Source organism: Pseudomonas sp. NPDC089569 (genome assembly GCF_050280625.1).
Taxonomy (GTDB): Bacteria; Pseudomonadota; Gammaproteobacteria; order Pseudomonadales; family Pseudomonadaceae; genus Aquipseudomonas.
This window is the reverse complement of the sequence record NZ_JBNNVQ010000001.1, coordinates 166,534-187,744: the sequence shown is the minus strand read 5'-3', so window position 1 is coordinate 187,744 and position 21,211 is coordinate 166,534. Positions and strand designations below refer to the sequence as shown.

At 61.0% G+C, this 21,211-nt stretch carries 22 protein-coding genes; 10 read left to right on the top strand and 12 right to left on the bottom strand.

The window, feature by feature from the left end:
* Positions 1–20 precede the first annotated feature (20 nt).
* A complete protein-coding gene (locus ACQKP2_RS00900) occupies positions 21–1,346 on the top strand; it encodes an Nramp family divalent metal transporter (protein WP_427573624.1) in 1,326 nt (441 codons plus the stop codon).
* 232 nt (positions 1,347–1,578) lie between these two features.
* Here ACQKP2_RS00900 and ACQKP2_RS00895 read toward each other — a convergent pair whose 3' ends face one another.
* The 3 genes from ACQKP2_RS00895 to ACQKP2_RS00885 are packed head-to-tail and all read right to left on the bottom strand — an operon-like array spanning position 1,579 to position 4,172.
* Positions 1,579–2,760, bottom strand: coding sequence for an acetyl-CoA C-acetyltransferase (locus tag ACQKP2_RS00895; protein ID WP_427573623.1), 1,182 nt, complete (start codon positions 2,758–2,760; stop codon positions 1,579–1,581).
* An 11-nt stretch (positions 2,761–2,771) separates the two neighbouring features.
* On the bottom strand, positions 2,772–3,437 hold the full coding sequence (locus ACQKP2_RS00890; RefSeq protein WP_427573621.1) for a CoA transferase subunit B: 666 nt from the start codon (positions 3,435–3,437) through the stop codon (positions 2,772–2,774).
* Positions 3,438–3,473: 36 nt separating this feature from the next.
* Positions 3,474–4,172 (bottom strand): CoA transferase subunit A, encoded by a 699-nt coding sequence (locus ACQKP2_RS00885; RefSeq protein ID WP_427573619.1) that lies wholly within the window; start codon positions 4,170–4,172, stop codon positions 3,474–3,476.
* A gap of 174 nt (positions 4,173–4,346) precedes the next feature.
* Here ACQKP2_RS00885 and ACQKP2_RS00880 point away from each other — a divergent pair, with 174 nt between their 5' ends.
* Complete coding sequence (locus ACQKP2_RS00880) at positions 4,347–5,288, top strand: LysR substrate-binding domain-containing protein (RefSeq protein WP_427573617.1); 942 nt, start codon at positions 4,347–4,349, stop codon at positions 5,286–5,288.
* A gap of 70 nt (positions 5,289–5,358) precedes the next feature.
* Here ACQKP2_RS00880 and ACQKP2_RS00875 read toward each other — a convergent pair whose 3' ends face one another.
* A complete protein-coding gene (locus tag ACQKP2_RS00875; RefSeq protein WP_427573615.1) occupies positions 5,359–6,201 on the bottom strand; it encodes an NAD-dependent protein deacetylase in 843 nt (280 codons plus the stop codon).
* A 136-nt stretch (positions 6,202–6,337) separates the two neighbouring features.
* Entirely contained in the window at positions 6,338–7,384 is a 1,047-nt protein-coding gene (locus ACQKP2_RS00870) for a class I SAM-dependent methyltransferase (protein WP_427573614.1), read from the bottom strand.
* Between the two features lie 402 nt (positions 7,385–7,786).
* Between ACQKP2_RS00870 and ACQKP2_RS00865 the strand changes: the two genes are divergently transcribed.
* From ACQKP2_RS00865 to ACQKP2_RS00855, 3 genes are all read left to right on the top strand, one after another.
* On the top strand, positions 7,787–9,121 hold the full coding sequence (locus ACQKP2_RS00865; protein WP_427573612.1) for an acetamidase/formamidase family protein: 1,335 nt from the start codon (positions 7,787–7,789) through the stop codon (positions 9,119–9,121).
* Positions 9,122–9,265: 144 nt separating this feature from the next.
* Positions 9,266–10,114, top strand: coding sequence for a DUF692 domain-containing protein (locus tag ACQKP2_RS00860; protein ID WP_427573611.1), 849 nt, complete (start codon positions 9,266–9,268; stop codon positions 10,112–10,114).
* Positions 10,092–10,856 (top strand): DNA-binding domain-containing protein, encoded by a 765-nt coding sequence (locus tag ACQKP2_RS00855; protein ID WP_427573609.1) that lies wholly within the window; start codon positions 10,092–10,094, stop codon positions 10,854–10,856. Before ACQKP2_RS00860 ends, ACQKP2_RS00855 begins: the two co-directional genes overlap by 23 nt.
* A 15-nt stretch (positions 10,857–10,871) precedes the next feature.
* On the opposite strand, the gene ACQKP2_RS00850 is transcribed toward ACQKP2_RS00855, so the two are convergent.
* The 3 genes from ACQKP2_RS00850 to ACQKP2_RS00840 form a co-directional block, all read right to left on the bottom strand.
* Complete coding sequence (locus tag ACQKP2_RS00850; RefSeq protein WP_427573608.1) at positions 10,872–11,909, bottom strand: NAD(P)/FAD-dependent oxidoreductase; 1,038 nt, start codon at positions 11,907–11,909, stop codon at positions 10,872–10,874.
* A gap of 167 nt (positions 11,910–12,076) precedes the next feature.
* Positions 12,077–13,402, bottom strand: coding sequence for an ATP-binding protein (locus ACQKP2_RS00845; RefSeq protein ID WP_427573607.1), 1,326 nt, complete (start codon positions 13,400–13,402; stop codon positions 12,077–12,079).
* Positions 13,399–14,139 (bottom strand): response regulator, encoded by a 741-nt coding sequence (locus ACQKP2_RS00840; RefSeq protein WP_427573606.1) that lies wholly within the window; start codon positions 14,137–14,139, stop codon positions 13,399–13,401. The genes ACQKP2_RS00845 and ACQKP2_RS00840 overlap by 4 nt, the downstream gene beginning before the upstream one ends.
* Before the next feature lie 305 nt (positions 14,140–14,444).
* On the opposite strand from ACQKP2_RS00840, the gene ACQKP2_RS00835 reads away from it, so the two are divergent.
* The 3 genes from ACQKP2_RS00835 to ACQKP2_RS00825 all read left to right on the top strand — a co-directional run bounded on the left by ACQKP2_RS00835 (position 14,445) and on the right by ACQKP2_RS00825 (position 16,380).
* On the top strand, positions 14,445–14,708 hold the full coding sequence (locus ACQKP2_RS00835; protein ID WP_427573604.1) for a DUF2790 domain-containing protein: 264 nt from the start codon (positions 14,445–14,447) through the stop codon (positions 14,706–14,708).
* 50 nt (positions 14,709–14,758) lie between these two features.
* Positions 14,759–15,013 (top strand): hypothetical protein, encoded by a 255-nt coding sequence (locus tag ACQKP2_RS00830; protein WP_427573602.1) that lies wholly within the window; start codon positions 14,759–14,761, stop codon positions 15,011–15,013.
* A 143-nt stretch (positions 15,014–15,156) separates the two neighbouring features.
* Complete coding sequence (locus ACQKP2_RS00825) at positions 15,157–16,380, top strand: cytochrome c biogenesis protein DipZ (RefSeq protein WP_427573600.1); 1,224 nt, start codon at positions 15,157–15,159, stop codon at positions 16,378–16,380.
* Positions 16,381–16,461: 81 nt separating this feature from the next.
* Here the strand turns inward: ACQKP2_RS00825 and ACQKP2_RS00820 are convergent, their stop codons facing one another.
* From ACQKP2_RS00820 to ACQKP2_RS00810, 3 genes are all read right to left on the bottom strand, one after another.
* Complete coding sequence (locus ACQKP2_RS00820; RefSeq protein ID WP_427573598.1) at positions 16,462–16,881, bottom strand: hypothetical protein; 420 nt, start codon at positions 16,879–16,881, stop codon at positions 16,462–16,464.
* The gene (locus ACQKP2_RS00815) at positions 16,862–18,307 is read right to left on the bottom strand and encodes a polymorphic toxin type 44 domain-containing protein (protein WP_427573597.1); all 1,446 of its coding nucleotides are present in this window, start codon (positions 18,305–18,307) and stop codon (positions 16,862–16,864) included. Before ACQKP2_RS00815 ends, ACQKP2_RS00820 begins: the two co-directional genes overlap by 20 nt.
* Before the next feature lie 198 nt (positions 18,308–18,505).
* Positions 18,506–19,471 carry an AraC family transcriptional regulator gene (locus ACQKP2_RS00810; RefSeq protein ID WP_427573596.1) on the bottom strand — a complete coding sequence of 322 codons (966 nt, stop codon included), beginning with the start codon at positions 19,469–19,471 and terminating at the stop codon, positions 18,506–18,508.
* 196 nt (positions 19,472–19,667) lie between these two features.
* Here ACQKP2_RS00810 and ACQKP2_RS00805 point away from each other — a divergent pair, with 196 nt between their 5' ends.
* Positions 19,668–19,937, top strand: a complete 270-nt coding sequence (locus tag ACQKP2_RS00805; protein ID WP_427573594.1) for a DUF4242 domain-containing protein — start codon at positions 19,668–19,670, stop codon at positions 19,935–19,937.
* A 38-nt stretch (positions 19,938–19,975) separates the two neighbouring features.
* Positions 19,976–20,788 carry a class I SAM-dependent methyltransferase gene (locus tag ACQKP2_RS00800; protein WP_427573592.1) on the top strand — a complete coding sequence of 271 codons (813 nt, stop codon included), beginning with the start codon at positions 19,976–19,978 and terminating at the stop codon, positions 20,786–20,788.
* 33 nt (positions 20,789–20,821) lie between these two features.
* Here ACQKP2_RS00800 and ACQKP2_RS00795 read toward each other — a convergent pair whose 3' ends face one another.
* A complete protein-coding gene (locus tag ACQKP2_RS00795) occupies positions 20,822–21,208 on the bottom strand; it encodes a DUF488 domain-containing protein (protein WP_427573591.1) in 387 nt (128 codons plus the stop codon).
* Positions 21,209–21,211: the final 3 nt, after the last annotated feature.

Genomic DNA, 21,211 nt, shown 5'->3' with positions numbered 1-21,211 from the left:
ACCTGTTGATGGATCATCGTGTGAATTTCAGCTTTTTGCCAAAAACCGCCACTGCTCCGTTTTGCCCGCCGGAGGTGGCCGGTAGCGTCGCGGTAGACCCCAGCGCGTCGTTCTTCAAGCGTGTCCTGCGTTTTGCCGGCCCCGGTCTGCTGGTGTCCATCGGTTATATGGACCCCGGCAACTGGGCCACCGCCATCGAAGCCGGATCGCGGTTTGGCTACAGCCTGTTGTTCGTGGTGCTGCTGGCGAGCCTGGCGGGGATGGTGGTGCAGTGCCTGTGCTCGCGGTTGGGTATCGCCACCGGGCGGGATCTGGCGCAGTTGTGCCGGGAGCGCTACAGCCAACGGACCGCACGTACGCAGTGGGTACTCGCGGAAATCTCGATCATCGCCACGGATCTCGCCGAAGTGCTCGGTTGTGCCCTGGCGTTCCATTTGCTGCTGGGCTGTTCGCTGACCTTCGGTATTGCCCTCACGGCGTTCGATACGTTGCTGGTGCTGGCCTTGCAGAACCGGGGCTTTCGCCGCCTGGAAGCGATCATGCTGGTGCTGGTGGGCACCATCGGCGCGTGTTTTCTTGTCGAATTGCTGTTGATCAAACCCTACTGGCCAGAGGTGGCCCAGGGTTTCAAACCGTCTGTGTCGAGCCTGGCCGACGCCGCGCCGTTGTACCTGGCCATTGGTATCCTCGGGGCCACGGTGATGCCGCATAACCTGTACCTGCACACCTCGATCGTACAAACCCGGTTGATCGGCAAGGACACCGCCAGCAAGCAGGATGCAGTCAAACTGGCGCGCATCGACACCATCGGTTCACTGGCGCTGGCGTTGCTGGTCAATGCGGCGATCCTGATCCTGGCCGCTGCGGCATTCCACAACACCGGACACACCGACGTGGTGGACATCCAGGATGCCTACCACTTGCTCGACCCGCTGGTGGGAGGGGTGTTGGCCAGTGTGTTGTTCGGCGTAGCACTGTTGGCATCCGGACAGAGTTCTACCTTCACAGGGACCATCGCCGGCCAGGTGATCATGGAAGGCTTCCTGAACCTGCGGATTCCCTGCTGGCAACGGCGCCTGATCACTCGTGGGCTGGCGCTGATCCCGGCGTTCATCGGCGTGTGGTTGATGGGCGACGATGCCATCGGCAAGTTGCTGGTGTTGAGTCAGGTGGTGTTGAGCCTGCAGTTGCCGTTTGCGTTGTATCCGCTGATTCGCATGACCAATGACCGCAAGCTCATGGGGCCATTCGTGAGCCGGTTTCCGACGCGGTTGTTGGCGTGGGGCTTGTTTGGGGTGATCAGCGGGGCCAATGGCTGGTTGATCCTGCAGTTTTTGGGTGATTGATCTGTAGGAGCGAGCATGCTCGCGATGGAAGACCAGACACCGCGGGGTATCTGGTTGCCAACGTAATCGTTGACGTCCATCGCGAGCATGCTCGCTCCTACAGATACAGATTGCGTCCCGAATGAAAGGGGGTAGCCAGAAAAAAAGAACCCGGTGACACCAAAGGTGCACCGGGTGTTTTTCCAGACGATCAACGGATCTTCGTGGGCCCCCGCGCCGTCTGTTGAACGCTTTAAGCCCGTTCGAGCGCCAGAGCCACGCCCTGACCACCGCCGATGCACAGGGTGGCGAGGCCTTTCTTGGCGTCACGCTTGATCATTTCATGCAGCAAGGTCACCAGCACGCGGCAACCCGAAGCACCGATGGGGTGGCCGAGGGCAATGGCGCCGCCGTTGACGTTGACCTTGTTCAAGTCCCATTCCAGGTCCTTGGCCACGGCCAGCGATTGCGCGGCGAAGGCTTCGTTGGCTTCGATCAGGTCTAGTTGATCGATGGTCCAACCGGCCTTGTCCAGGCAGCGGCGGGTGGCCGACACCGGGCCGATGCCCATGATTGCCGGGTCCACGCCCGCGTTGGCGTAAGCAGCGATTTTCGCCAGCACCGGCAGGCCCAGCGCCTTGGCCTTTTCTGCGCTCATCAAGATCACGGCGGCGGCACCGTCGTTGAGCGACGACGCGTTGCCGGCGGTCACCGAACCGTCCTTTTTGAAGGCTGGCTTGAGCTTGGCCAGGGCTTCGGCGGTGGTGCCGGCCCGTGGCTGCTCGTCGGTGGCGAACGCGAGCGGATCACCCTTGCGCTGCGGGATCAGGATCGGCGTGATTTCATCGGCGAAGCGCCCGGCTTCGATGGCTGCGGTAGCCTTCTGCTGCGAGGCCGCAGCGAAGGCGTCCTGCTGCTCGCGAGTCAGGCTGTACTTCTCGACCAGGTTCTCGGCGGTGATGCCCATGTGGTAATCGTTGAACGCATCCCACAGGCCATCGCTGATCATGGTGTCGACGATTTGTGCATGGCCCATGCGCAGGCCGGTGCGGGCACCGGGCATGACGTAGTTGGCCAGGCTCATGTTTTCCTGGCCGCCGGCGATGATCACGTCGGCATCGCCACAGCGAATGGCCTGGGTCGCCAGGTGCAGGGCCTTGAGGCCCGAACCGCAGACCTTGTTCAGGGTCATCGCCGGTACGGCGACGGGCAGGCCAGCCTTGATGGACGCCTGGCGTGCGGGGTTTTGCCCGGCACCGGCGGTCAACACCTGGCCCATGATCACTTCATCGACTTCTGCCGGGTTCAGCCCGGTTTGTGCCAGCAACTGGCGGATCACCGCGGCGCCCAGGTCGACGGCGGACACATTGGCCAGGGAACCCTGGAAACTGCCGATCGCGGTGCGCGTGGCGGCAACAATGACGACTTCTTGCATGGAATGATTCCTCACTGGGCAGCGAACTGCATTTCCGGAACGTGGTCCGGCACGATCAGTTTACCAGCGGTCTTGGCGACGATTTCCTCGACGCTGACGCCAGGTGCGCGTTCCTTGAGGACAAATGCGCCATTTTCGATTTCCAGGTAGGCCAGGTCCGTCAGTACGCGCTTGATGCAACCGGCGCCGGTCAGCGGCAGGCTGCAGTGGGACAGCAGCTTGGACTCACCGTCCTTGGATGCGTGGGTCATGATCACGATGATGTTCTCGGCACCGGCCACCAGGTCCATGGCGCCGCCCATGCCCTTGACCAGTTTGCCGGGGATCATCCACGACGCGATGTTGCCTTGCACGTCGACTTCGAAGGCACCCAGTACGGTCAGGTCGACATGACCACCGCGGATCATCGCGAAGGACTCGGCCGAGGAAAAAATCGACGCGCCGATGCGTGCGGTCACGGTTTGCTTGCCGGCGTTGATCATGTCGGCATCGATGGTTTCTTCGGTAGGAAACGGTCCCATGCCCAGCAGGCCGTTTTCCGATTGCAGCATGACTTCCATGCCTTCGGGAATGTAGTTGGCGACCAGGGTCGGAATGCCGATGCCCAGGTTTACGTAGAAGCCGTCCTGCATTTCGCGGGCGACGCGTTGAGCCATTTGTTCGCGGGAAAGTGCCATTGTTGTTATTCCTTCATTCGGTCCGGGGGCAGGGGATCACTTACGCACGGTGCGCTGTTCGATGCGCTTTTCGAACGTGCCGCAGATGATCCGGTCGACGTAGATGCCGGGCGTATGGATCTGCGTCGGGTCCAGCTCGCCGGGTTCGACGATTTCCTCGACTTCGACCACGGTGATCTTGCCGGCGGTGGCGGCCAGCGGGTTGAAGTTCTGGGCGGTGTGGCGATAGATCACGTTACCGAAATGGTCGGCTTTCCAGCCTTTGACGATGGCGAAGTCACCGGTGATGGACTCTTCCATCAGGTACTTGCGACCGTGGAATTCACGCACTTCCTTGCCTTCGGCCACCGGAGTGCCGACGCCGGTGGCGGTGAAGAATGCAGGGATGCCGGCGCCGCCTGCGCGCATTTTTTCGGCCAGGGTGCCTTGCGGGGTCAGGATGACTTCGATTTCGCCCTTGAGCAGTTGCTCTTCGAACAGTTTGTTCTCGCCGACATAGGAAGCGATCACTTTGCTGATCTGGCGATCGGTCAGCAGCACGCCGAGGCCGAAACCGTCGACGCCGCAGTTGTTGGAGACCACAGTGAGGTCGCGTGTGCCCTTGCGCTTGATCTCGGCGATCAGGTTTTCCGGGATACCGCACAGGCCGAAGCCGCCGGCGATTACGGTCATGCCGTCTTCAAGACCGGCCATCGCTTCCTCGTAGGAACTCACGCGCTTGTCGAAACCTGCCATATGCACCTCTTTTATTCTTTGTGGGCGGCTGGCTAGCCGAATGGGATGGAGTGTCGCGCTGCGCAATTCATTTGTTAAGTTGATTTTTAATCTTGATTGATTGATAAAACTCATTAAATCGCTGCCTTTCACTGGCAGCTTGAAATTAATAGCTTACAACTTGAGCATCGCAAGATGACCGTTAAACAGATCCGCGCCTTCCTCGCCGTGGCCCAGAGCCTGAGTTTCGCCGTGGCCTGCGAGCGCCTGCACCTGTCCCAGTCGGCCCTGAGCCTGACCATCAAGGCGCTGGAGGAAAGCCTGGGCGGGCGTTTGTTCTCCCGTAACACGCGCAATGTGGCGTTGACCGCCGAGGGTGAATCCTTGCTGCCGCTGGCGCGCCGACTGATCGCCGACTGGGACAACGCCGAGGATGAAATGCGCCAGCGTTTTGCTCTCCAGCGCGGTCGCGTGACGCTGGCGGCGATGCCGTCATTCGCCGGTAACCTGCTGCCACCGATTCTCAAGACGTTCCGCGCCCGCTATCCGAACGTCAGTGTCACGGTCAACGATGTGATCAACGAGCAAGTACTGGAAATGGTCCGTGACCGTCAGGTGGAACTGGGGGTGGCGTTCGAACCGACGCAGAACTCGCCGCTTGAATTCACACCCCTGTACATCGACCGGTTTGTCGCCGTGGTGCCCAGGGATTCCGAGCTGGCCGACCTCGCGGAGGTCGACTGGCAAACCTTGCTCAAGCAACCGTTCATCACGTTGCAGCGCCCCTCGACCGTGCGGGTGATGCTGGAGGAGCATTTGCAGGTCCGGGGCATGAAACTGCCGGTGGAGTTCGAAAGCCATCAGTTGGCGACGGTCGGGAGGATGGTCGCCAGCGGACTGGGGGTGAGCGCCGTGCCGGCACTGTGTGCCGGGCAGATGCGCGAACTGGGCGCACGCTGCATTACCTTGCGTGACCCGGTGGTGGAGCGGGCCCTTGGCGTGTTGACGTTACCGGGGGGAGAGATGTCGGCGGCGGCGCAGGCGTTGTTTGATGTGCTCATAGAACAAAACTTGGGCGAGCAACTGTCCCACCCCTCCTGTAGGAGCGAGCACGCTCGCGATGGTCGTCAACGATAACGCTGGCTGCCTGACGCCCAGCGGTGTCTGGACTTCCATCGCGAGCTTGCTCGCTCCTACAAGGGATGGGTCAGGGGTTAAGGCGCTCGGTCAGTAATGGCAGTAATTGCTCGCACGCACCTTCGATTTTCAAGTCCAGCAGGTCATCGGCCCGGGTCTTGCCCAGGTTGATCGCCAGCAGCGGCTTGCCCTGATCCACCACCGCCCGGCACAAGCGGAATGCCGAGTACGCCATCAACGACGAGCCGACTACCAGCAAACCGGCCGCTTTTTCCACCGCTGCCATCGCTTTGGCGGCGGTCTCCCGGGCGACGTTCTCGCCGAAGAACACCACATCCGGTTTCATGCGTTCACCGGCGCAATGCGGGCACTGCGGCACCTGAAAGCGTGCTTCGAAAGCTGCATCCAGCAAGGTATCGCCGTCCGGAGCCTGCACCGCATCCACACCTGCAAGGTAAGGGTTTTGCGCCTCCATCAAGTGCTGGATCGAGTCCCGCTCACTGCGTTTTCCGCAGTCCAGGCACAGCACTCGATGCAGGCTGCCGTGAAGTTCGATCACGTCATGGCTACCGGCTTGATCGTGGAGGGTATCGACGTTCTGGGTGATCAACCCGCTGATCCGCCGCGTGCCTTGCAAGCGAGCCAAGGCTTCATGGGCCGCATTGGGCATGGCCTGGCGCACCCGTGGCCAGCCGAGCATCGCCCTGGCCCAATAGCGCCGGCGGGATTCGGCGGCCGAGAGAAATTCCTGATACATCATCGGCTGCCGGCCCCGCCGTACGCCCTGGTTATCGCGATAGTCCGGTATGCCCGACGGCGTGCTGATGCCGGCCCCGGTCAACACGGCGAACGGCTTGTCGGTCATCAATTGCTGGAGGCGATCGAGTTGTTCGCGAATCAGGCTGTCGGGCATGTTCGACACTCCGGGTGACCCTGAATGCACGCAGATTACCATTCACCGCTTTACCTGTAGGAGCACGGCTTGCCGGCGATAGCGATCTCAAGAACGCCTTCGCCGGCAAGCCCGGCTCCTACGGGGATTTGTGGGGTTATTTGCGTGCCTCGAGGATCAGGTTGAACGGTGTCTCGGTGGCCCTGCGGAAACTGGAGAACCCGGCTTCGCTGAACACCTTGCGCAAGCGCGCCTCGCCTGCCTGGGCGCCGAGGCCGAGGCCGACTTCCTGGGAGAGCGAGTTGGGCGTGCAGATGAAGGTCGAGGCGGCGTAGAACAACCGGCCGACGGGGTTGATGTTGTCGTCGAGCGAGTCGTTGGCAAAGGGTTCGACCAGCAACACCGTGCCATCGGCTTTCAGCGAGTCGTAGGCATGCCTGGCCGCGCCCACCGGGTCACCCATGTCGTGCAGGCAGTCGAAATAACAGACCAGGTCATAGTCATTGCCGGGATAGCTTTTTGCTGTGCCCTGGAAAAACCGTGCGCGGTCCGACACGCCACCTTCTTCGGCGCGTTGGGTCGCGACGGTGACAGAGGGCGCGTGGTAGTCGAAGCCGACGAACCTCGACTCGGGAAATGCCTGCGCCATGATCACCGTGGAAGCACCGTGACCGCAGCCGATGTCTGCCACCTTGGCACCTGCCTCGAGTTTGGCCACCACGCCGTCAAGGGCGGGGAGCCACTCGGCGATCAGGTGAGCCTTGTAGCCGGGTCGGAAGAATCGTTCGGTGCCGCTGAACATGCACGGATGGTGATCGCCCCAAGGCAGGGCGCCATCGCCGCGCATGGCCTTGACCAGTTTGTCCTTGTCGTGGAAGAACGACGCGACCACCCCGATGCCACCGGCGATATAGACCGGTGAATCTTCGATGGCCAGGGCCAGGGCCTGTTCTTCGGGGAGGCGGAACTGGCCACCGGTGTGTTCCATGTAGCCTGAGGCGGCGTGGGCGCTGAGCCATTCGCGCACCAGGCGGGGGTTGCAGCCGGTCCTGTCGGCAAGTGTTTCAGGGCTGATCGGCTGGCTGTCGGCCATCGCCCGGTACAGGCCGAGCTCTTCGCCGAGGATGACATTGGCGAGCATCGCCGCACCGCCCATGTCATTGACCAGTTTGCCCATGAAGTCGTTGAGTCTGGCCTCGTCCATCACATGTGCTCCTTTGGCAGGATCACAGTCCGGTAGCAGCATTCATCCGGGCGGTGGTCGTGGGTATGAACAGGACAAAAAAGCACGTCCTGGGTGCATTAAGTCTAGTTCGCAGGCCGTACGCCGGTACCTGAAGCGACGACGGACCCCCTGTAGGAGCGAGCACGCTCGCGATGGAAGTCCAGACACCGCTGGGCATCAGGCAGCCCGCGTCATCGTTGACGACCATCGCGAGCGTGCTCGCTCCTACAGGGGCGGGTGTGTATCTCAATGTATCTAGCCTGCTTCTCGATACAGAGCCCGTCAATTTGCGCCTCCCCAAAAACACAGACCAGATACAAACCTGCGCTGAACTGTGCTGGCAGTCCTGACGCCGTTCAACTGATTCAGAAGGGGACCACAATGACAACGCCAGTACCTGAAACCATTCTCAACGCCACACCGGTCAATCGCCTGCGGGTCGATCATTACACCAACGGTATCATCGGCCCGAGCCTGCCGATGCTTGGGCCATTGGCCGATGGCGGCACGCTGATCACCGGAACGCCGCCGGGTTGCTGGGGACCGATGATCACGCCAGCCTTCGAAGGCGGCCATGAAGTGACGCAACCGGTGGCCATTGCCGGTGCGCAAATCGGTGACGCGGTGGCCATCAAGATCAAAAGCATGCGCGTCACGTCGCTGGCCACTTCGTCCGGTGTCATGAAGTTCGTGGAGGGGCGCTACAACGGCGACCCGTTCGTCGCCAAGTTCTGCTCCAAGTGCGGCACCGAGCATCCGGCCAGCCACGTCGAAGGCATTGGCGCAGAAGCGATTCGCTGTAATCACTGCGGCGCCGAAGTCAGCGCGTTCCGTTTCAGCCACGGTTACGTGATCGTGTTCGATGCACAGAATCAGGTCAGCCTCACGGTCAATCAAGACATCGCCAACCAACTGGCCGGCAAGGCATCCGAGATGTCGGCGTTGCCGGAGTTCGCCGCGCAGCACTCGATCCTTTCGCTGGCCCGCGCCGACATCCCCGGCGTCGCCGCGCACATGCGTCCGTTCCTGGGCAACATCGGCACGCTGCCGTCGCGTGATTTGCCTGATTCGCACAACTGCGCGGATTTCGGTCAGTACCTGATCAATGCGCCGCACCGTTTTGGCATGACGCGCGAAGAACTGCACGCGGCCAAGACCGATGGCCACATGGACACCAATTCGATCCGTGAAGGCTGCGTGCTGATCTGCCCGGTGAAAGTACCGGGCGCCGGGGTATACATGGGCGATATGCATGCCCAGCAGGGCAACGGCGAGATCGCCGGGCACGCCACCGATTGCTCCGGGGAAACCGAAGTGCAGGTTCAGGTGGTGAAGAACCTGACGCTGGAGGGGCCGATCCTGCTGCAAAACCTCGACGACCTGCCGCCCATGGCGCGCCCCATGAACGCCGAGCAACGCGCCCATGTCCGCGTGTTGGCTGAGCGCTGGGGCCAGAGCGACATCGAGGACAGTGGCCCGATCACCTTCATCGGCAGCGGCGAGAACCTCAATGTGGCGGTAGAAAATGGCTTGAGCCGGGCCGCGACAGTCACCGGCCTGCCCTATGACGAAGTGCTCAACCGCGCCACCATCACCGGCTCCATCGACATCAGTCGCTTACCCGGCACCGTGCGCGTGACGTTCCTGTGCCCGATGCCGGTACTTGATCGCATGGGCATCGGCCATCTGGTGCGCGAGAAGTACGACCTGGCGTAATTGCCGATGGCGGGTCTGTATCTCAATGTGTACAGACCCGCCGACGATACAAGTCCAGCCGTTTTCTGTCGGTACGCCACACAGGCCCGATACATCGCTTCGATTAACTGTGAGCGTGTTCCGACAACCCAAGAGACTGACATCATGCATACCCCCATCACTTCAGCCAGCGCCGGGCTCGGCTTGCGTCGCGGCCTGATGAAGGACCTCCAGGCCGCTCCAGCCGGTCATTTCGACTTTCTGGAAGTCGCGCCGGAAAACTGGATCGGCATTGGCGGCGCCCATGGCGCTGCGCTGCGCGACCTGGCCGAGCGCTATCCATTGTCCTGCCATGGCTTGTCCTTGTCGCTGGGCGGGCCTTCGCCGCTGGACGTTGGTTTCCTGCAGGAGGTACGGGTGTTCCTCGATCACTACAAGGTGCCGTTGTACAGCGAACATCTGAGTTACTGCAGCGATGACGGCCACCTTTACGACCTGCTGCCGCTGCCATTCACCGAAGAGGCGGTGCATCACGTCGCCGCACGGATCCGCCAGGCCCAGGACATTCTCGGCCGGCGCCTGGCGGTGGAAAACGTTTCCTATTACGCCGCGCCGCAGCAGGACATGGACGAGGTGACATTCACCAACGCCGTGTTGCGCGAAGCCGACTGCGATCTGCTGCTGGACGTCAACAATGTTTACGTCAACGCCATCAACCATGGCTCCGATCCCCAGGCATTTCTGGCCGGCATCGATGCGAATCGGGTCGTGGCCATGCACATCGCCGGGCACTTCGATGAGTCCGACACCTTGAAAATCGACACCCATGGCGCCTCGGTCAAACCGGCGGTGTGGTCGTTGCTGGCCCAGGCCTATGCCCGGTTTGGCGCACAACCGACGCTGCTGGAAAGAGACTTCAACTTTCCGGCGTTTGCCGATCTGGTCGCCGAGTTGCAGACCATCCGCCGTTTGCAAAACAAGGAGATCGATCGTGGCCAAGCGCTCGTTGCATGAGCAGCAAAACAGCATGGGTCTTTACCTTCGCGATCCCGACGGCCACGCGCCGCCACCGGAGATGGACCCGGCACGGGCCGGGGTCTATCGCGACCTGGTGTTCGCCAATCTGTCCTCACTGATCAGCGGCACCTTTCCGGTACTGGTGAAGATTCTCGGCGATGAACGCTGGCGGGCACTGGTACGGATCTTTCTGCGCGACTACCGCGCCCACACACCGAAGTTCGGTGAAATCGCCGAGGAGTTTGTCGGCTTTCTCGCCGCCGAACCCGCCGCGCTGGCAGATGGTTCATGGCCGCCGTTCATGGCCGAGTTGGCGCATTACGAGTGGGTGGAAATGGCCTTGCAACAATCCACGGCCGAGTCGTTGCCACCCGGCGATGTCAACCTGTTGCTCGATTGTGCGCTGCAGATTTCACCCCTGGCCTGGCCGCTGGCGTATGCCTGGCCGGTGCAATTGCTGGGGCCGGATTACCAGCCGGACAACGTGCCGACCGAGCCGACCCTGCTGCTGGTGCGACGGGATGCTGACTGGAGTGTGCGGTTTTCCCGATTGAGTCCACTGGCATGGCGCCTGTTGCAGCGTATCGACGAATTTCCCGAACTCGATGGCCGCGCACAATTGCAAGGGTTGGCGCATGAGGCGGGGGCCGTCGGCTCGACCGAGTTCCTGCACAATGGTGAAGCGCTGTTGCGGCAGATGCACGGGGAGGGCGTGGTTACACCTGCACCTGCACCTTGATCCGGGGCACACCCCTCAGTCACCCATCGATGCCAGCCAGCCCGGCGGGTTGGGATGAGTGCCATAGAAGTGGCGCATCTGTGCCAGATCACGTTCAAACCAGTCGCCAGCCCATCGGCTGTATTGCGCTTGCGCCGAAAACAGTACGTCAGGTTGTTCCAGGCACTCGGATACCACTTGTGCGGCCTGCATGCCGGTCATCAGGGCCTTGAGTACGCCGTGTGAGGTGGCCGGGTCGAGCAGGCCGGCCGCATCGCCGACCATGAAGTAGCCTGCGCCGGCCGCAGCGGTGCTGACGCGCCAGGACACATCGCTGCCGCGCACCGGACCGGATTGGGCCAGGCCATGCAGCATTTCAGGTACCGATCCGGGTGTGGACTTGCCCTCGATAAAGCACAGGCGCGTCCAATGCACGATCCGCTCCTGCACGTGGGCCACCCAGGTCCAGCCATCGGCCTCGGCCAATAATTTCGGGGCTTGCTCGACCTCTGCAAGACGGCCCTTGAGATAGCCGTAGCGAGCCACCAGCAAGGGCGAGCAGCGCCGCACCATGAGACGGTGATGGCGGCTCAACCAATTTGCGGCCCCGCTGGCATCGATCACGAAGGGGGCGAGCAGGGGACCCGCTTCGGTTTCCAGTCCGATCACTTGTCGATTGTCCGTGAGCGGGCGCAGTGCCCGACACGGTTGCATGATCTGGACCCCCAGCAATAGCGCCTGTTGCAGCAGGACGGTATCCAGCCTCGCCCTGTCGATGTGAAAGCCTGACCAGGGACGGTTCACGTCATCAGCAAAGCTGTTGAAGCGGGGCGGGCCGTCCCATTGCACCCAGTGCCCGCCGAAGCGCGGCGTGTCTTTGGTACACAAGCGGACAGCCACGCCCAGTTGCTGCAACAGCGGTTCGATGCCGGGGTGCAGGCTTTCGCCGGGACGAAACCTTGGGAACCTCTGCTGTTCGACCACCGCCACCCGCAGACCGCGTTGCGCGCAACTGATCGCCGTTGCGCAGCCGGCGGGGCCTGCACCGACTACCACGACATCAAAGGCTTTCAAGCGCGGCTTTCCAGGGTGAATCGTTTTCCTTGATCAGGATCGCTTCTATGCAGGCAAACAGGTGCATCGTGTCGTCTCGGTCATCCTGTGGGTGTTGATATCCAACAGGACACAAGCAACGCCGACTACTGTCATATATGTCATTGGGGACAAACGGTCACAGCTATTCACTGGCCCGCAGTTTGTCCCCGCAATCTGAGTTCGGCACACAGACCGCCGCCTTCACGATTGCTCAGGGTCAATGATCCCCCGAGCGCCAGGGCCAGTTGTTGCGCGATCGCCAGGCCCAGGCCAGTACCGCCGGTGCTGCGGTTGCGCGAGTTCTCCACGCGGTAGAACGGCTCCATGACCTGGGCCAGTTCGGCTTCGGCAATCCCCGGTCCGCGGTCCATGACCTTCACCGAGACACTGCCATCGGGTTGTTTTTCCACCTGCAACTGCGCCGCGCCGGCGAACTTGAGGGCGTTGTCCGTCAGGTTCACCAGCACGCGTCGCAAGGCATGGGGACGGGTGTCGATGACGCTGGCGCTTTTGCCGTTGAGCTGAACGTCCTTGCCCATGTCCTGGTAATCGAACACCAGGCTGTCGAGAAACGAATCCAGATCGGTGCGTCGGCTTTCCTCGGTGGCGCCGTGGATGCTGCGGGCGTAGGCCACGCCTTCACGTACCAGGTGCTCCATTTCGCCCAGGTCGTTCCACAGTTTGTCTTTCTCCGCGGAGTCGTCCATGAACTCGGCACGCAGTTTCATGCGGGTGATCGGCGTCTGCAGGTCGTGGGAGATTGCCGCCAACAGTTGCATGCGTTCCTTGAGATAGGCGGCGATGCGCGCCTGCATGGCGTTGAAAGCCCTGGCCGCGTGGGCCACTTCGGTAGGACCCTTTTCGTCGAGCAGTACCGGGTGGGCGTTGGGGTCGAGGGTGTCCACGGCTCCCGCGAGGCGGGTGAGGGGCCGGATGGCAATCCTCACGGCCAGCCAGGTGCAGGCGATCATCAGGGCCAGTTGCCCGAGCAGAACGAAGGGCAGCCAGGGCGACAGCGGCACCATCGAGGGCCGTACGTCGATGGTCAGCGGGCTGCCGTCGGACAGTTTCAAGTGCACCTGGAAATGTTTTACCGGTCCCGGGATATCGGTGAAGGTCATGGGGTAATCCTTGCCGATGGCGTCCTTGATCGAGGCTATCGCGATGGGAGTATCGGGCATGTCCTCGGCCAGGGGCGTACCTGCCGAGCCTTCGTCGAGCAGGTAGCGGTAGTTGCGTCGATCCAGTTGTTGCAGCCAACCGGCTCGCTCATGGACCGGCAAGCGGTCGAGGATGGCAATGGACGTCGAGACGTCGGTTTCCAGGTTGCCGAGCATGGTGGTCTTCGCGCTTTCGTAGCGCTCGTAATACTGCGCGCCGAAGGACAGCGCCTGGGCAAGGATCAGGCCGATCAGGAAAATCAGCGACAGCCGCGATGCCAGGGTACGTGGCCAATGCATCGATGCAGTCATGCCGGTGCCCCCACGATTTCCACCGCCAGGGAGAACACGTAGCCTTCGCTGCGCACGGTCTTGATGTAGGCCGGTTCCCGGGCATCGTCCAACAGACGCTGGCGCAGGCGGCTGACCAGCAGATCGATGGAGCGGTCGAACAGGTCGGCGTCGCGGCCCTGGGTCAGGTTCAGCAACTGGTCGCGGTTGAGCACCCGCTGTGGATGATCGAGGAACACCCGCAGCAACCGGTACTCCGCACCGCTGAGGGCGACCATGGTGCCGTCGCCATCGAGCAGGTGTCGCGCGGAGGTGTCCAGGCGCCAGCGCCCGAAGGCCAGCAGGCGACTGGTTTCAGTCACGATCAGGTTCGGTGGCAGCATCCGCGTACGGCGCAGGACGGCGTTGATCCGGGCCAGCAGTTCACGGGCGGCGAATGGCTTGACCAGGTAATCGTCGGCACCCATTTCCAGGCCGATGATGCGGTCGGTTTCATCGTTGCGGGCGGTGAGCATCAGCACCGGCGTGGCTTTGTGTTTGCCCGAGCGCAGCTCGCGGCAGAGCATCAGGCCATCGTCGCCCGGCATCATGATGTCCAGCACGATCAGGTCCACCGGTGTGGATTCGAGGAAGGCGCGCATCTGGCGGCCATCGGCCACGACCGTGGTGCGCAGACCATTCTTCTTCAGGTAGTTGCCCACCAGTTCCCGGATCTCGCGGTCATCGTCAACGATGAGAATGTGATCGACGTGTTCCATTGGGGGACTTGCCTCTTTGAAGGGGGGATGTCGCACAGTCTATCGAGCCTTTGCCTGCTCGCCCGCAAGGGTTTGTATTGCAGTGTATCTGGCTTGTCGAGGGATACACACGGAGGCAAAAACGCGAATTTTCCGCCGGTTTGTATCTCACTGTATCCCGAGCCGGTTGTGATACGTACCGATTTACAGGCGCCTGTTCCCGACACATACGGGATACCTCGCAAGCTTTTAATAGGTCCCATCGAGGCAATCAAGACACCTCGACCCCACTGAACACTGACCTGTCGAAACTTGAGGAAATCGCCATGAACACCAAAGCCATCTACGCCGCCTGCCTGTTTGCCGCCCTGAACATCTGCACCTTGTCGGCCCGCGCCGAAGCCGATGTCAGCGCCAGGACCTACACCTACGGTACGCAACTGGACATCAAGAAAGTGGTGTCGCTCAAGCAGGACGCGGCGCCGGTCTGCGGCGTGGTGGATGCCCAACTGACCTACCTGGATTCCCAGAGCAAAACCCGGGTCCTGGACTATCGCAAGATTTCCGACAACTGCAATGCGGACAACTGAGTTCTGCCAGCCCCCACTCTTTCTTTGGATTTGAAGCGAGGAATACCACCATGAACAACATCAGCCGTTACTTGACCGCCATTGCCTTCGCCGCCGCCGGTGTTGCAGCCCACGCCAATGCCGCTGTAGAGCAGAGAGCCTGTACTGACAGCACCTGCTTTCAACTGACCCCGGTGGCGAAGCAGGGCAGCGATGCCTTCATCGCGGAGGATGGCTACAACCGCACGCCACAGGGGCAGGTGGTGGCCGAAAACGGGTCCAGCCGTACCCCGCAGGGGAAGATGCTGGAAAGCCAGCCGGCCTGATAAACGCCACCGAACCCCGGTGGGAGCGAGCCTGCTCGCGAAGAGGGTGTGTCAGTCGGTATGCATTTGACTGACACAACGCTTTCGCGAGCAGGCTCGCTCCCACAAGGGGATTTGCCATCCTCCTATTCAGGGTGATCCCCATGTTTCTCATCGCTTTTCTGGGCGGCATATTGACCGTCCTCAGTCCCTGCATCCTGCCGGTCGTACCGTTCCTGTTCGCCGGTGCCGACCGTTCGCGCAGCTCGATCCTGCTCACGCTCGGCGGCATGGCTCTGACGTTTGCCCTGGTCGCCAGTCTGGCGGTGGTCAGCAGCGAGTGGGTGATCCAGGCCAATAATGTTGGTCGCGATATCGCCCTGATCGTGATGGTGGTGTTCGCCCTGTCGCTGATCTCCGCCCGGGTCGGCGACTGGCTGGCGCATCCGTTGGTGTTGCTCGGCAACCGTCTGGACCCTGATGCCCGAAAAGCATCCGGCCCACTGCGTGCGCTGATGATCGGCGTCGCCACCGGTCTGCTCTGGGCGCCGTGCGCCGGGCCGATCCTCGGGGTGATTCTGACCGGCGCCATGCTGCAAGGCGCGAATGCCGGGACCAGCCTTTTGCTGGTGGCCTATGGTCTGGGTAGTGCGCTGTCCCTTGGCACTTTGATTTTCGCCGGGCGCGGCCTGGTCAATCGCTTGAAACCCTCGATCCCGGTAACAGGTTGGTTGCGTCGTGGCGCCGGTGTCGCGGTGCTGGCCGGTGCGGCAGTGATTTCCACCGGGGCCGATAACCTGCTGTTGGCCAATACCTCATCCGAAGGTGTCAGCTCCGTCGAGAAGGGGGTGCTGGAAACCGTGCCGAAAGTCGTCGATTACTTCGTCAGCAAGGTCCGCGCCGAGTCCATGGACGATGCCCATCCCATGCCATCGCTGTCCGGTGCCGTGCAATGGCTCAATTCGCCGGCGCTGACCAATGAGTCGCTCAAGGGCAAGGTGGTGCTGGTGGACTTCTGGACCTTCGACTGCATCAACTGCAAGCACACCCTGCCTTACGTGAAGGAGTGGGCGAAGAAGTACGAGAAGGACGGTCTGGTGGTGATCGGCGTACACACCCCTGAATATGGGTTCGAACGCATCATCGACAACGTCCGCGACAAGGTGAAGGAATACGGCATCACCTACCCGGTCGCCATCGACAACAACTACGCGATCTGGCGCAACTTCGACAACCAGTACTGGCCGGCGCACTACCTGGTCGATGCGAAGGGACAGGTGCGTTACACCCATTTCGGTGAAGGCAGCTACGACACTCAGGAGAAGATGATTCAGCAGTTGCTGGAAGAGGCCAAGGCTGCTGCCAAGGCCACCACTCCCGCGGCCTGATTCTGTAGAAAATGGCTCGCAGGTCTTGCGCTGTGAGCCATTGTTTCACTCAAACAATCGACGCTATGTGCGATTCACCTGTCAGGGTCTGAAAGGGTCTGGTTGACCCTTGCATTGTTTCAGGCGTGCAATTGTATCGGGGGGAGTCCTGGACATATCGATCCTGCCCGTTATATCAAGATAAATGTCTATCGTGCTTGCCCATTTTGGCGTTATATCAATGCATCTCTGGAAGCCTTTGTCCGTCCACCAATCGAACATCATGAAAAAGTCCTTGTCAGGGAATATGTAACCGAACTCAATGGCTGAGCCGCCGTGCTTGATATCACCTTTATAAATTCTGTGCTGGGTGTTCCAGATATATCGGAATTCTTCCTTGCTATTTGCGGAAAAGTTAACGACTACGACCGGGGAGGCGGTATACCAAAATATCGCTGAAAGAATAATCAGGAGAATAACTATCCATAGGATATATCGGATTTCAGGTTTTTTTGCATGCATGTATTCTGACCCCTTTTCCCCACTCCTCAGTCGCTACAGCGAGTACTTCGTCCATAATTTTCCTGGCTGTCATACCCCCGTCGGGATGTTGTCGATAAAGTTTTATGCCAATTTCAATGGATATCCGGTCGGGAGCATCATCCCAGGCCCGGAGGCCCTCGATATCTGCTGAACGATTCGGACCGGGTAATTCCCATTGTGCTTCAGGTTTTTTGACTACTTCTTCAATCTTCCGTTTAGCGTCTGAAATTATTTGTTCAGCGCCTGCACCGTCCAACAAGGCACTTTCAGAAAGGCCTCCGGCCATGCCTACATATCCGTAATGAATATTCGACCAGATGTCGTAGTAGTACTCATATTCCCCTTGCTTGTGCCAATACTTTTCAGTAAGTGCATGAATTTTAGGCTTGTGATCCCACATCCGGTTTTGGCCAACTTTTTTTGTCCAGATAACTGCCGCAGCTATCTTCTTCGCCTTCGCAATTCCCGAGAAATTCGGCGGCCCGGCCAAACGCGCTGGCAAAGGCAGTTGAGCGAACTTTCTTGCCTCTGCGACCGGGTCGTAATCAATCAAGCTGCGCATCTCCAACACCGCCGGATCATGAATATTGCGATTCATCTCCTCCGCGATGTAAGCCGCCACGTCTTCCATCGTGTCGGGGTGCGGACAGGTTTTCGCAAGGCACAAAGAGATGTAGAACGGCGGGATTTCGGTGTTTGGAAACCAAACCACCCAGTCTTGATATGCCGGCGGATGGACCGGGTTCACGAGGATCTTGTCGGCAGTGTCGGTGGGTGGGTACACCCACACGGGCGGCAGGGGCGCCGTGTCTCTCAGAACGGGCATCGGCGTGGTGGCGCCGGGGGTGAAGATCAGTTGGAAGCCCAGACCAAGTTCGGCGACAAATTGCTCGCCGTCAGCGATGGCCGTAACCACCGGCACATTTTCCCACTCCCTGTTTTTTCCGGTGTAGAAGCCATAGGCCCGCACCGATTGGTCCGGCAGCCGTTCAACGTGCAGGCGGGCTCGGGTTCTGGCGCTGGTGAGGGCGGCGTACTGGTCAAGCGTGTAGAGCGCGCGGTCGGATGCGCTCGCTTCGGGTACCAGTACAACGGCCAGTACTTCTTGCTCCACGGGGGCCGTGGCGAGCATTCCGCCCAGGCAACGGGTCAGCGCCATGGCGTTGCCGGAGCCACCGACCCAGGCCAGAGGGGGACTGTCATCCGTCGTCGCTGAATCGCTGCCGAGTACGGCAAAGGTGCCGTACTGGTCCAGTCGTTCGACCGGGATAAATCCATTGGGATGGCTGTGATTGATCAAGCCATCGGGCAATGAATCGGACTTTGCGAATACGCTGCCCCTGGTGGGTGGAGGGAGGGGCTCTTCGGGCGGGGATTGGTTTCTACGCGCTTCATCGCGTGCCATGGCTTGCTCATAGCGAAGAATGTCCGCTTCCTGGCGGAGCCTGTCGGCGAGCGTTTGTTTAGGTGAGCAGGCAGGACAGCCACACTTCATAAATGTGTCCTTACATTTATCAAAAAAACGCACCCTATCGAGAGGTTCAATTGCCGGCTGTAGGGCGATTCGGAAATGAATCACTGAAATTTCGTTAAATTCCTGCCGCTAATGGATGGCCGCAGCCTGACTGCGCCGCCACGCTGCCGGCGGTGCGCCGAACTCGCGGCGAAAGGCGCGACTGAACGCCGTGTCGGTCTGGTAACCCACTTCTTCGGCAATTCGCATCAAGGAATTGTTGCTGCTGCGCAACAGGTTGGCTGCCAGCAACATGCGCCATTGCGTCAGGTACTGCATGGGCGAAACCCCCACCAGTTGCATGAACCGCTCGGCCAACACGGATCTGGAAGTGCCCGAGGTACGTGCCAGCTCCTCCAGGGTCCAGGCGTGGCACGGCTTTTTGTGCAAGGCGTTGAGCGCGGCACCGACGATGCGGTCGCTCACACCCGCCAGCCAGCCGGTGCGACCCTTGCCCTGTTCGTGCATGTACAGACGCAGCACTTCGATAAACAGCACTTCGGCCAGTTTCGCCAGTACGCCTTCACCGCCGGGCCTTGGCGAGCGGGCTTCGGCCAAGGCATAGCGCACCGAGGATTCGAGCCACTTGCCGGCATCGGAACCCCGCACATTGACCCGCACTACCGCCGGCAGCCCGGCCAGCATCATGCCTGCCAGTCGCGTATCGCAAGCCAGATAGCCGCAGACCAGTCGTGTGACGGCGCCACCACCGCCATAGCTCAACTGCCGTGGCCGTCGCGCCAGAACCTTGTCCAGTCGCGTTCCACTGGCCGGGGGCAGTCCGGGGCTGGAACTCATGCGATGGGCATCGCCCTGGGGGAATACCACGACATCGCCGGCGCTCAGCAGCAGGGGCGGATCGTCTCCCAGTTCGACGTAACACTCGCCTTCGGTGATCAGGTGAAAGATGACCACCCGTTCAGCGCCCGGCTCCAGATAGGGCGCGGCAGTGTCGGCACGGGGTGATTGATAGCACCAGGGGGCGGAAAACCTGGCATTGATGAAGATGGCGCCGACCAGGCGGACGACGCGCAGAGTCTGTGACAGGGCATCCATGGTGGTTTTCCCGTGTGGGCAGACGAGGGTGGCTGGTGAACCTGATTGTGAGCCTGTGGCAGCCAGGCGTGAAAGTGCCGGACGATCGGGCAGGGTTGACCGACGATCGGACAGGACGCCGGCTTTTGCCGGAGCGATAGTTTGCCCATAGGGTCACTGCCGGCCCTGTCATCGATAAAAAGAAAGAGAGGTTGCCATGCCGAAGTTCGTGATTGAACGCGAGATCGCGGGTGCAGGAACTCTGTCAGAAAGGGATTTGAAAGCAGCATCGCAAAAGTCCTGCAGGGCATTGCGCGATTTGCCCGAGGTGCAGTGGCTTCAAAGCTATGTCACTGGAGACAAACTGTACTGCGTGTACATTTCGCCGAGCGAAGAGATGATCATGGAGCACGCCAGGCAGAGCGGTTTCCCGGCCAACCGCATTTCCCGGGTCACCTCCATCATCGACCCGACCACGGCAGAATAAGCCGGGGCTGCGTTCCAACCTGCAACGGAGCTCAGTTCATGAGTACACCCATCGATCTTGTTGCCTTGAAAAACCGTCAAATGGCTGCCTGGGCCAGCGGCGACTACGCCGTTATCGGCACCACGCTGCAGATCGTCGGCGAGCAACTGGCCGAAGCCTGCGACTTGCTGTGCGATGAGCAGGTGCTCGACGTCGCGGCCGGCAACGGTAATGCGACACTGGCTGCGGCACGCCGGGGCTGCCTTGTCATCTCGACCGATTATGTCGCCGCGCTGCTCGAACGCGGCGAAGACCGGGCGAGGGCTGAGCGTCTCAATGTGACGTTTCAGGTGGCCGACGCCGAATTGTTGCCTTTTGCCGACGCCAGTTTCGATGCCGTGCTCTCGACCTTCGGCGTGATGTTTACGCCGGACCAGTCCAGGGCGGCCGCCGAACTGGCGCGGGTTTGCCGGCCCGGCGGGCGCATCGGCCTGGCCAACTGGACCCCGGAAGGTTTCGTCGGTCAGATGTTCAAGACCCTGGGCCAACACATGCCACCGCCAGCGGGGGCGCAATCGCCGTCGCAATGGGGTACGGAAGCCTGGCTGCATTCGCATTTCGACGAGCGTGATTTCCTGATCCAGGTGGCTCGCAAGACCTTCACCTTTCGCTATCGCAGCGCCGGGCATTTCATCGACACGTTCCGCAGCTGGTACGGCCCGATGCACAAGGCGTTTGCCGCGTTGCCGCCGGACGGTGCCAAGGCCCTGGAAGATGACATGACCCAATTGCTCAACCGCGTGAACCGGGCGGGGGAGCGGTCGCTGGTGGTGCCCAGCGAATACCTGGAGGTGGTGATCACCCGGCGATGACCTACAACACCTTCCCTCTGTGGGAGCGGTGGTCTAGATGATTTTCGCGCCCCGCGCCTCCAGCAGTTCGCGCAACACCGAGCGGTGACAGCGCGCTTCCTCTTCACAGTAACAACCCACTGCCAGCGAGGTGTCGTGCGAGAGTGCAGCCAGCAGGTCGAGCAACTGGCTGGCGGCGGGGTGGTTCATTTCGGCCTTGAATTTGCGCTTGAAGGCATTCCACGCCTTGTCGTCCGCAGCGACCTGGGCCTGGGCCACCAGTTCGGCGCTGGGCGACAGCAGCGGTTGCCACACATCATAGAAATCACGCGTGGCGAACTCCGCTTTCGGCACGCCGCGGGGCGGGCGGCGCACGGTGCCCAGGCGCAGGCCTTCATCGGGTAGCCGGGGAGAGCCCAGTTGCACGATACGGATCGGCATGGC

Coding starts and splice junctions, on each gene's coding strand:
- ACQKP2_RS00885 (WP_427573619.1), bottom strand. CDS start 4,172: ATGGCAGGTTTCGACAAGCGCGTGAGTTCCTACGAGGAAGCGATGGCC.
- ACQKP2_RS00815 (WP_427573597.1), bottom strand. CDS start 18,307: ATGGCACGCGATGAAGCGCGTAGAAACCAATCCCCGCCCGAAGAGCCC.
- ACQKP2_RS00805 (WP_427573594.1), top strand. CDS start 19,668: ATGCCGAAGTTCGTGATTGAACGCGAGATCGCGGGTGCAGGAACTCTG.
- ACQKP2_RS00800 (WP_427573592.1), top strand. CDS start 19,976: ATGAGTACACCCATCGATCTTGTTGCCTTGAAAAACCGTCAAATGGCT.
- ACQKP2_RS00825 (WP_427573600.1), top strand. CDS start 15,157: ATGTTTCTCATCGCTTTTCTGGGCGGCATATTGACCGTCCTCAGTCCC.
- ACQKP2_RS00895 (WP_427573623.1), bottom strand. CDS start 2,760: ATGCAAGAAGTCGTCATTGTTGCCGCCACGCGCACCGCGATCGGCAGT.
- ACQKP2_RS00835 (WP_427573604.1), top strand. CDS start 14,445: ATGAACACCAAAGCCATCTACGCCGCCTGCCTGTTTGCCGCCCTGAAC.
- ACQKP2_RS00865 (WP_427573612.1), top strand. CDS start 7,787: ATGACAACGCCAGTACCTGAAACCATTCTCAACGCCACACCGGTCAAT.
- ACQKP2_RS00840 (WP_427573606.1), bottom strand. CDS start 14,139: ATGGAACACGTCGATCACATTCTCATCGTTGACGATGACCGCGAGATC.
- ACQKP2_RS00860 (WP_427573611.1), top strand. CDS start 9,266: ATGCATACCCCCATCACTTCAGCCAGCGCCGGGCTCGGCTTGCGTCGC.
- ACQKP2_RS00890 (WP_427573621.1), bottom strand. CDS start 3,437: ATGGCACTTTCCCGCGAACAAATGGCTCAACGCGTCGCCCGCGAAATG.
- ACQKP2_RS00795 (WP_427573591.1), bottom strand. CDS start 21,208: ATGCCGATCCGTATCGTGCAACTGGGCTCTCCCCGGCTACCCGATGAA.
- ACQKP2_RS00820 (WP_427573598.1), bottom strand. CDS start 16,881: ATGCATGCAAAAAAACCTGAAATCCGATATATCCTATGGATAGTTATT.
- ACQKP2_RS00870 (WP_427573614.1), bottom strand. CDS start 7,384: ATGGACGAGGCCAGACTCAACGACTTCATGGGCAAACTGGTCAATGAC.
- ACQKP2_RS00845 (WP_427573607.1), bottom strand. CDS start 13,402: ATGACTGCATCGATGCATTGGCCACGTACCCTGGCATCGCGGCTGTCG.
- ACQKP2_RS00830 (WP_427573602.1), top strand. CDS start 14,759: ATGAACAACATCAGCCGTTACTTGACCGCCATTGCCTTCGCCGCCGCC.
- ACQKP2_RS00880 (WP_427573617.1), top strand. CDS start 4,347: ATGACCGTTAAACAGATCCGCGCCTTCCTCGCCGTGGCCCAGAGCCTG.
- ACQKP2_RS00875 (WP_427573615.1), bottom strand. CDS start 6,201: ATGCCCGACAGCCTGATTCGCGAACAACTCGATCGCCTCCAGCAATTG.
- ACQKP2_RS00810 (WP_427573596.1), bottom strand. CDS start 19,471: ATGGATGCCCTGTCACAGACTCTGCGCGTCGTCCGCCTGGTCGGCGCC.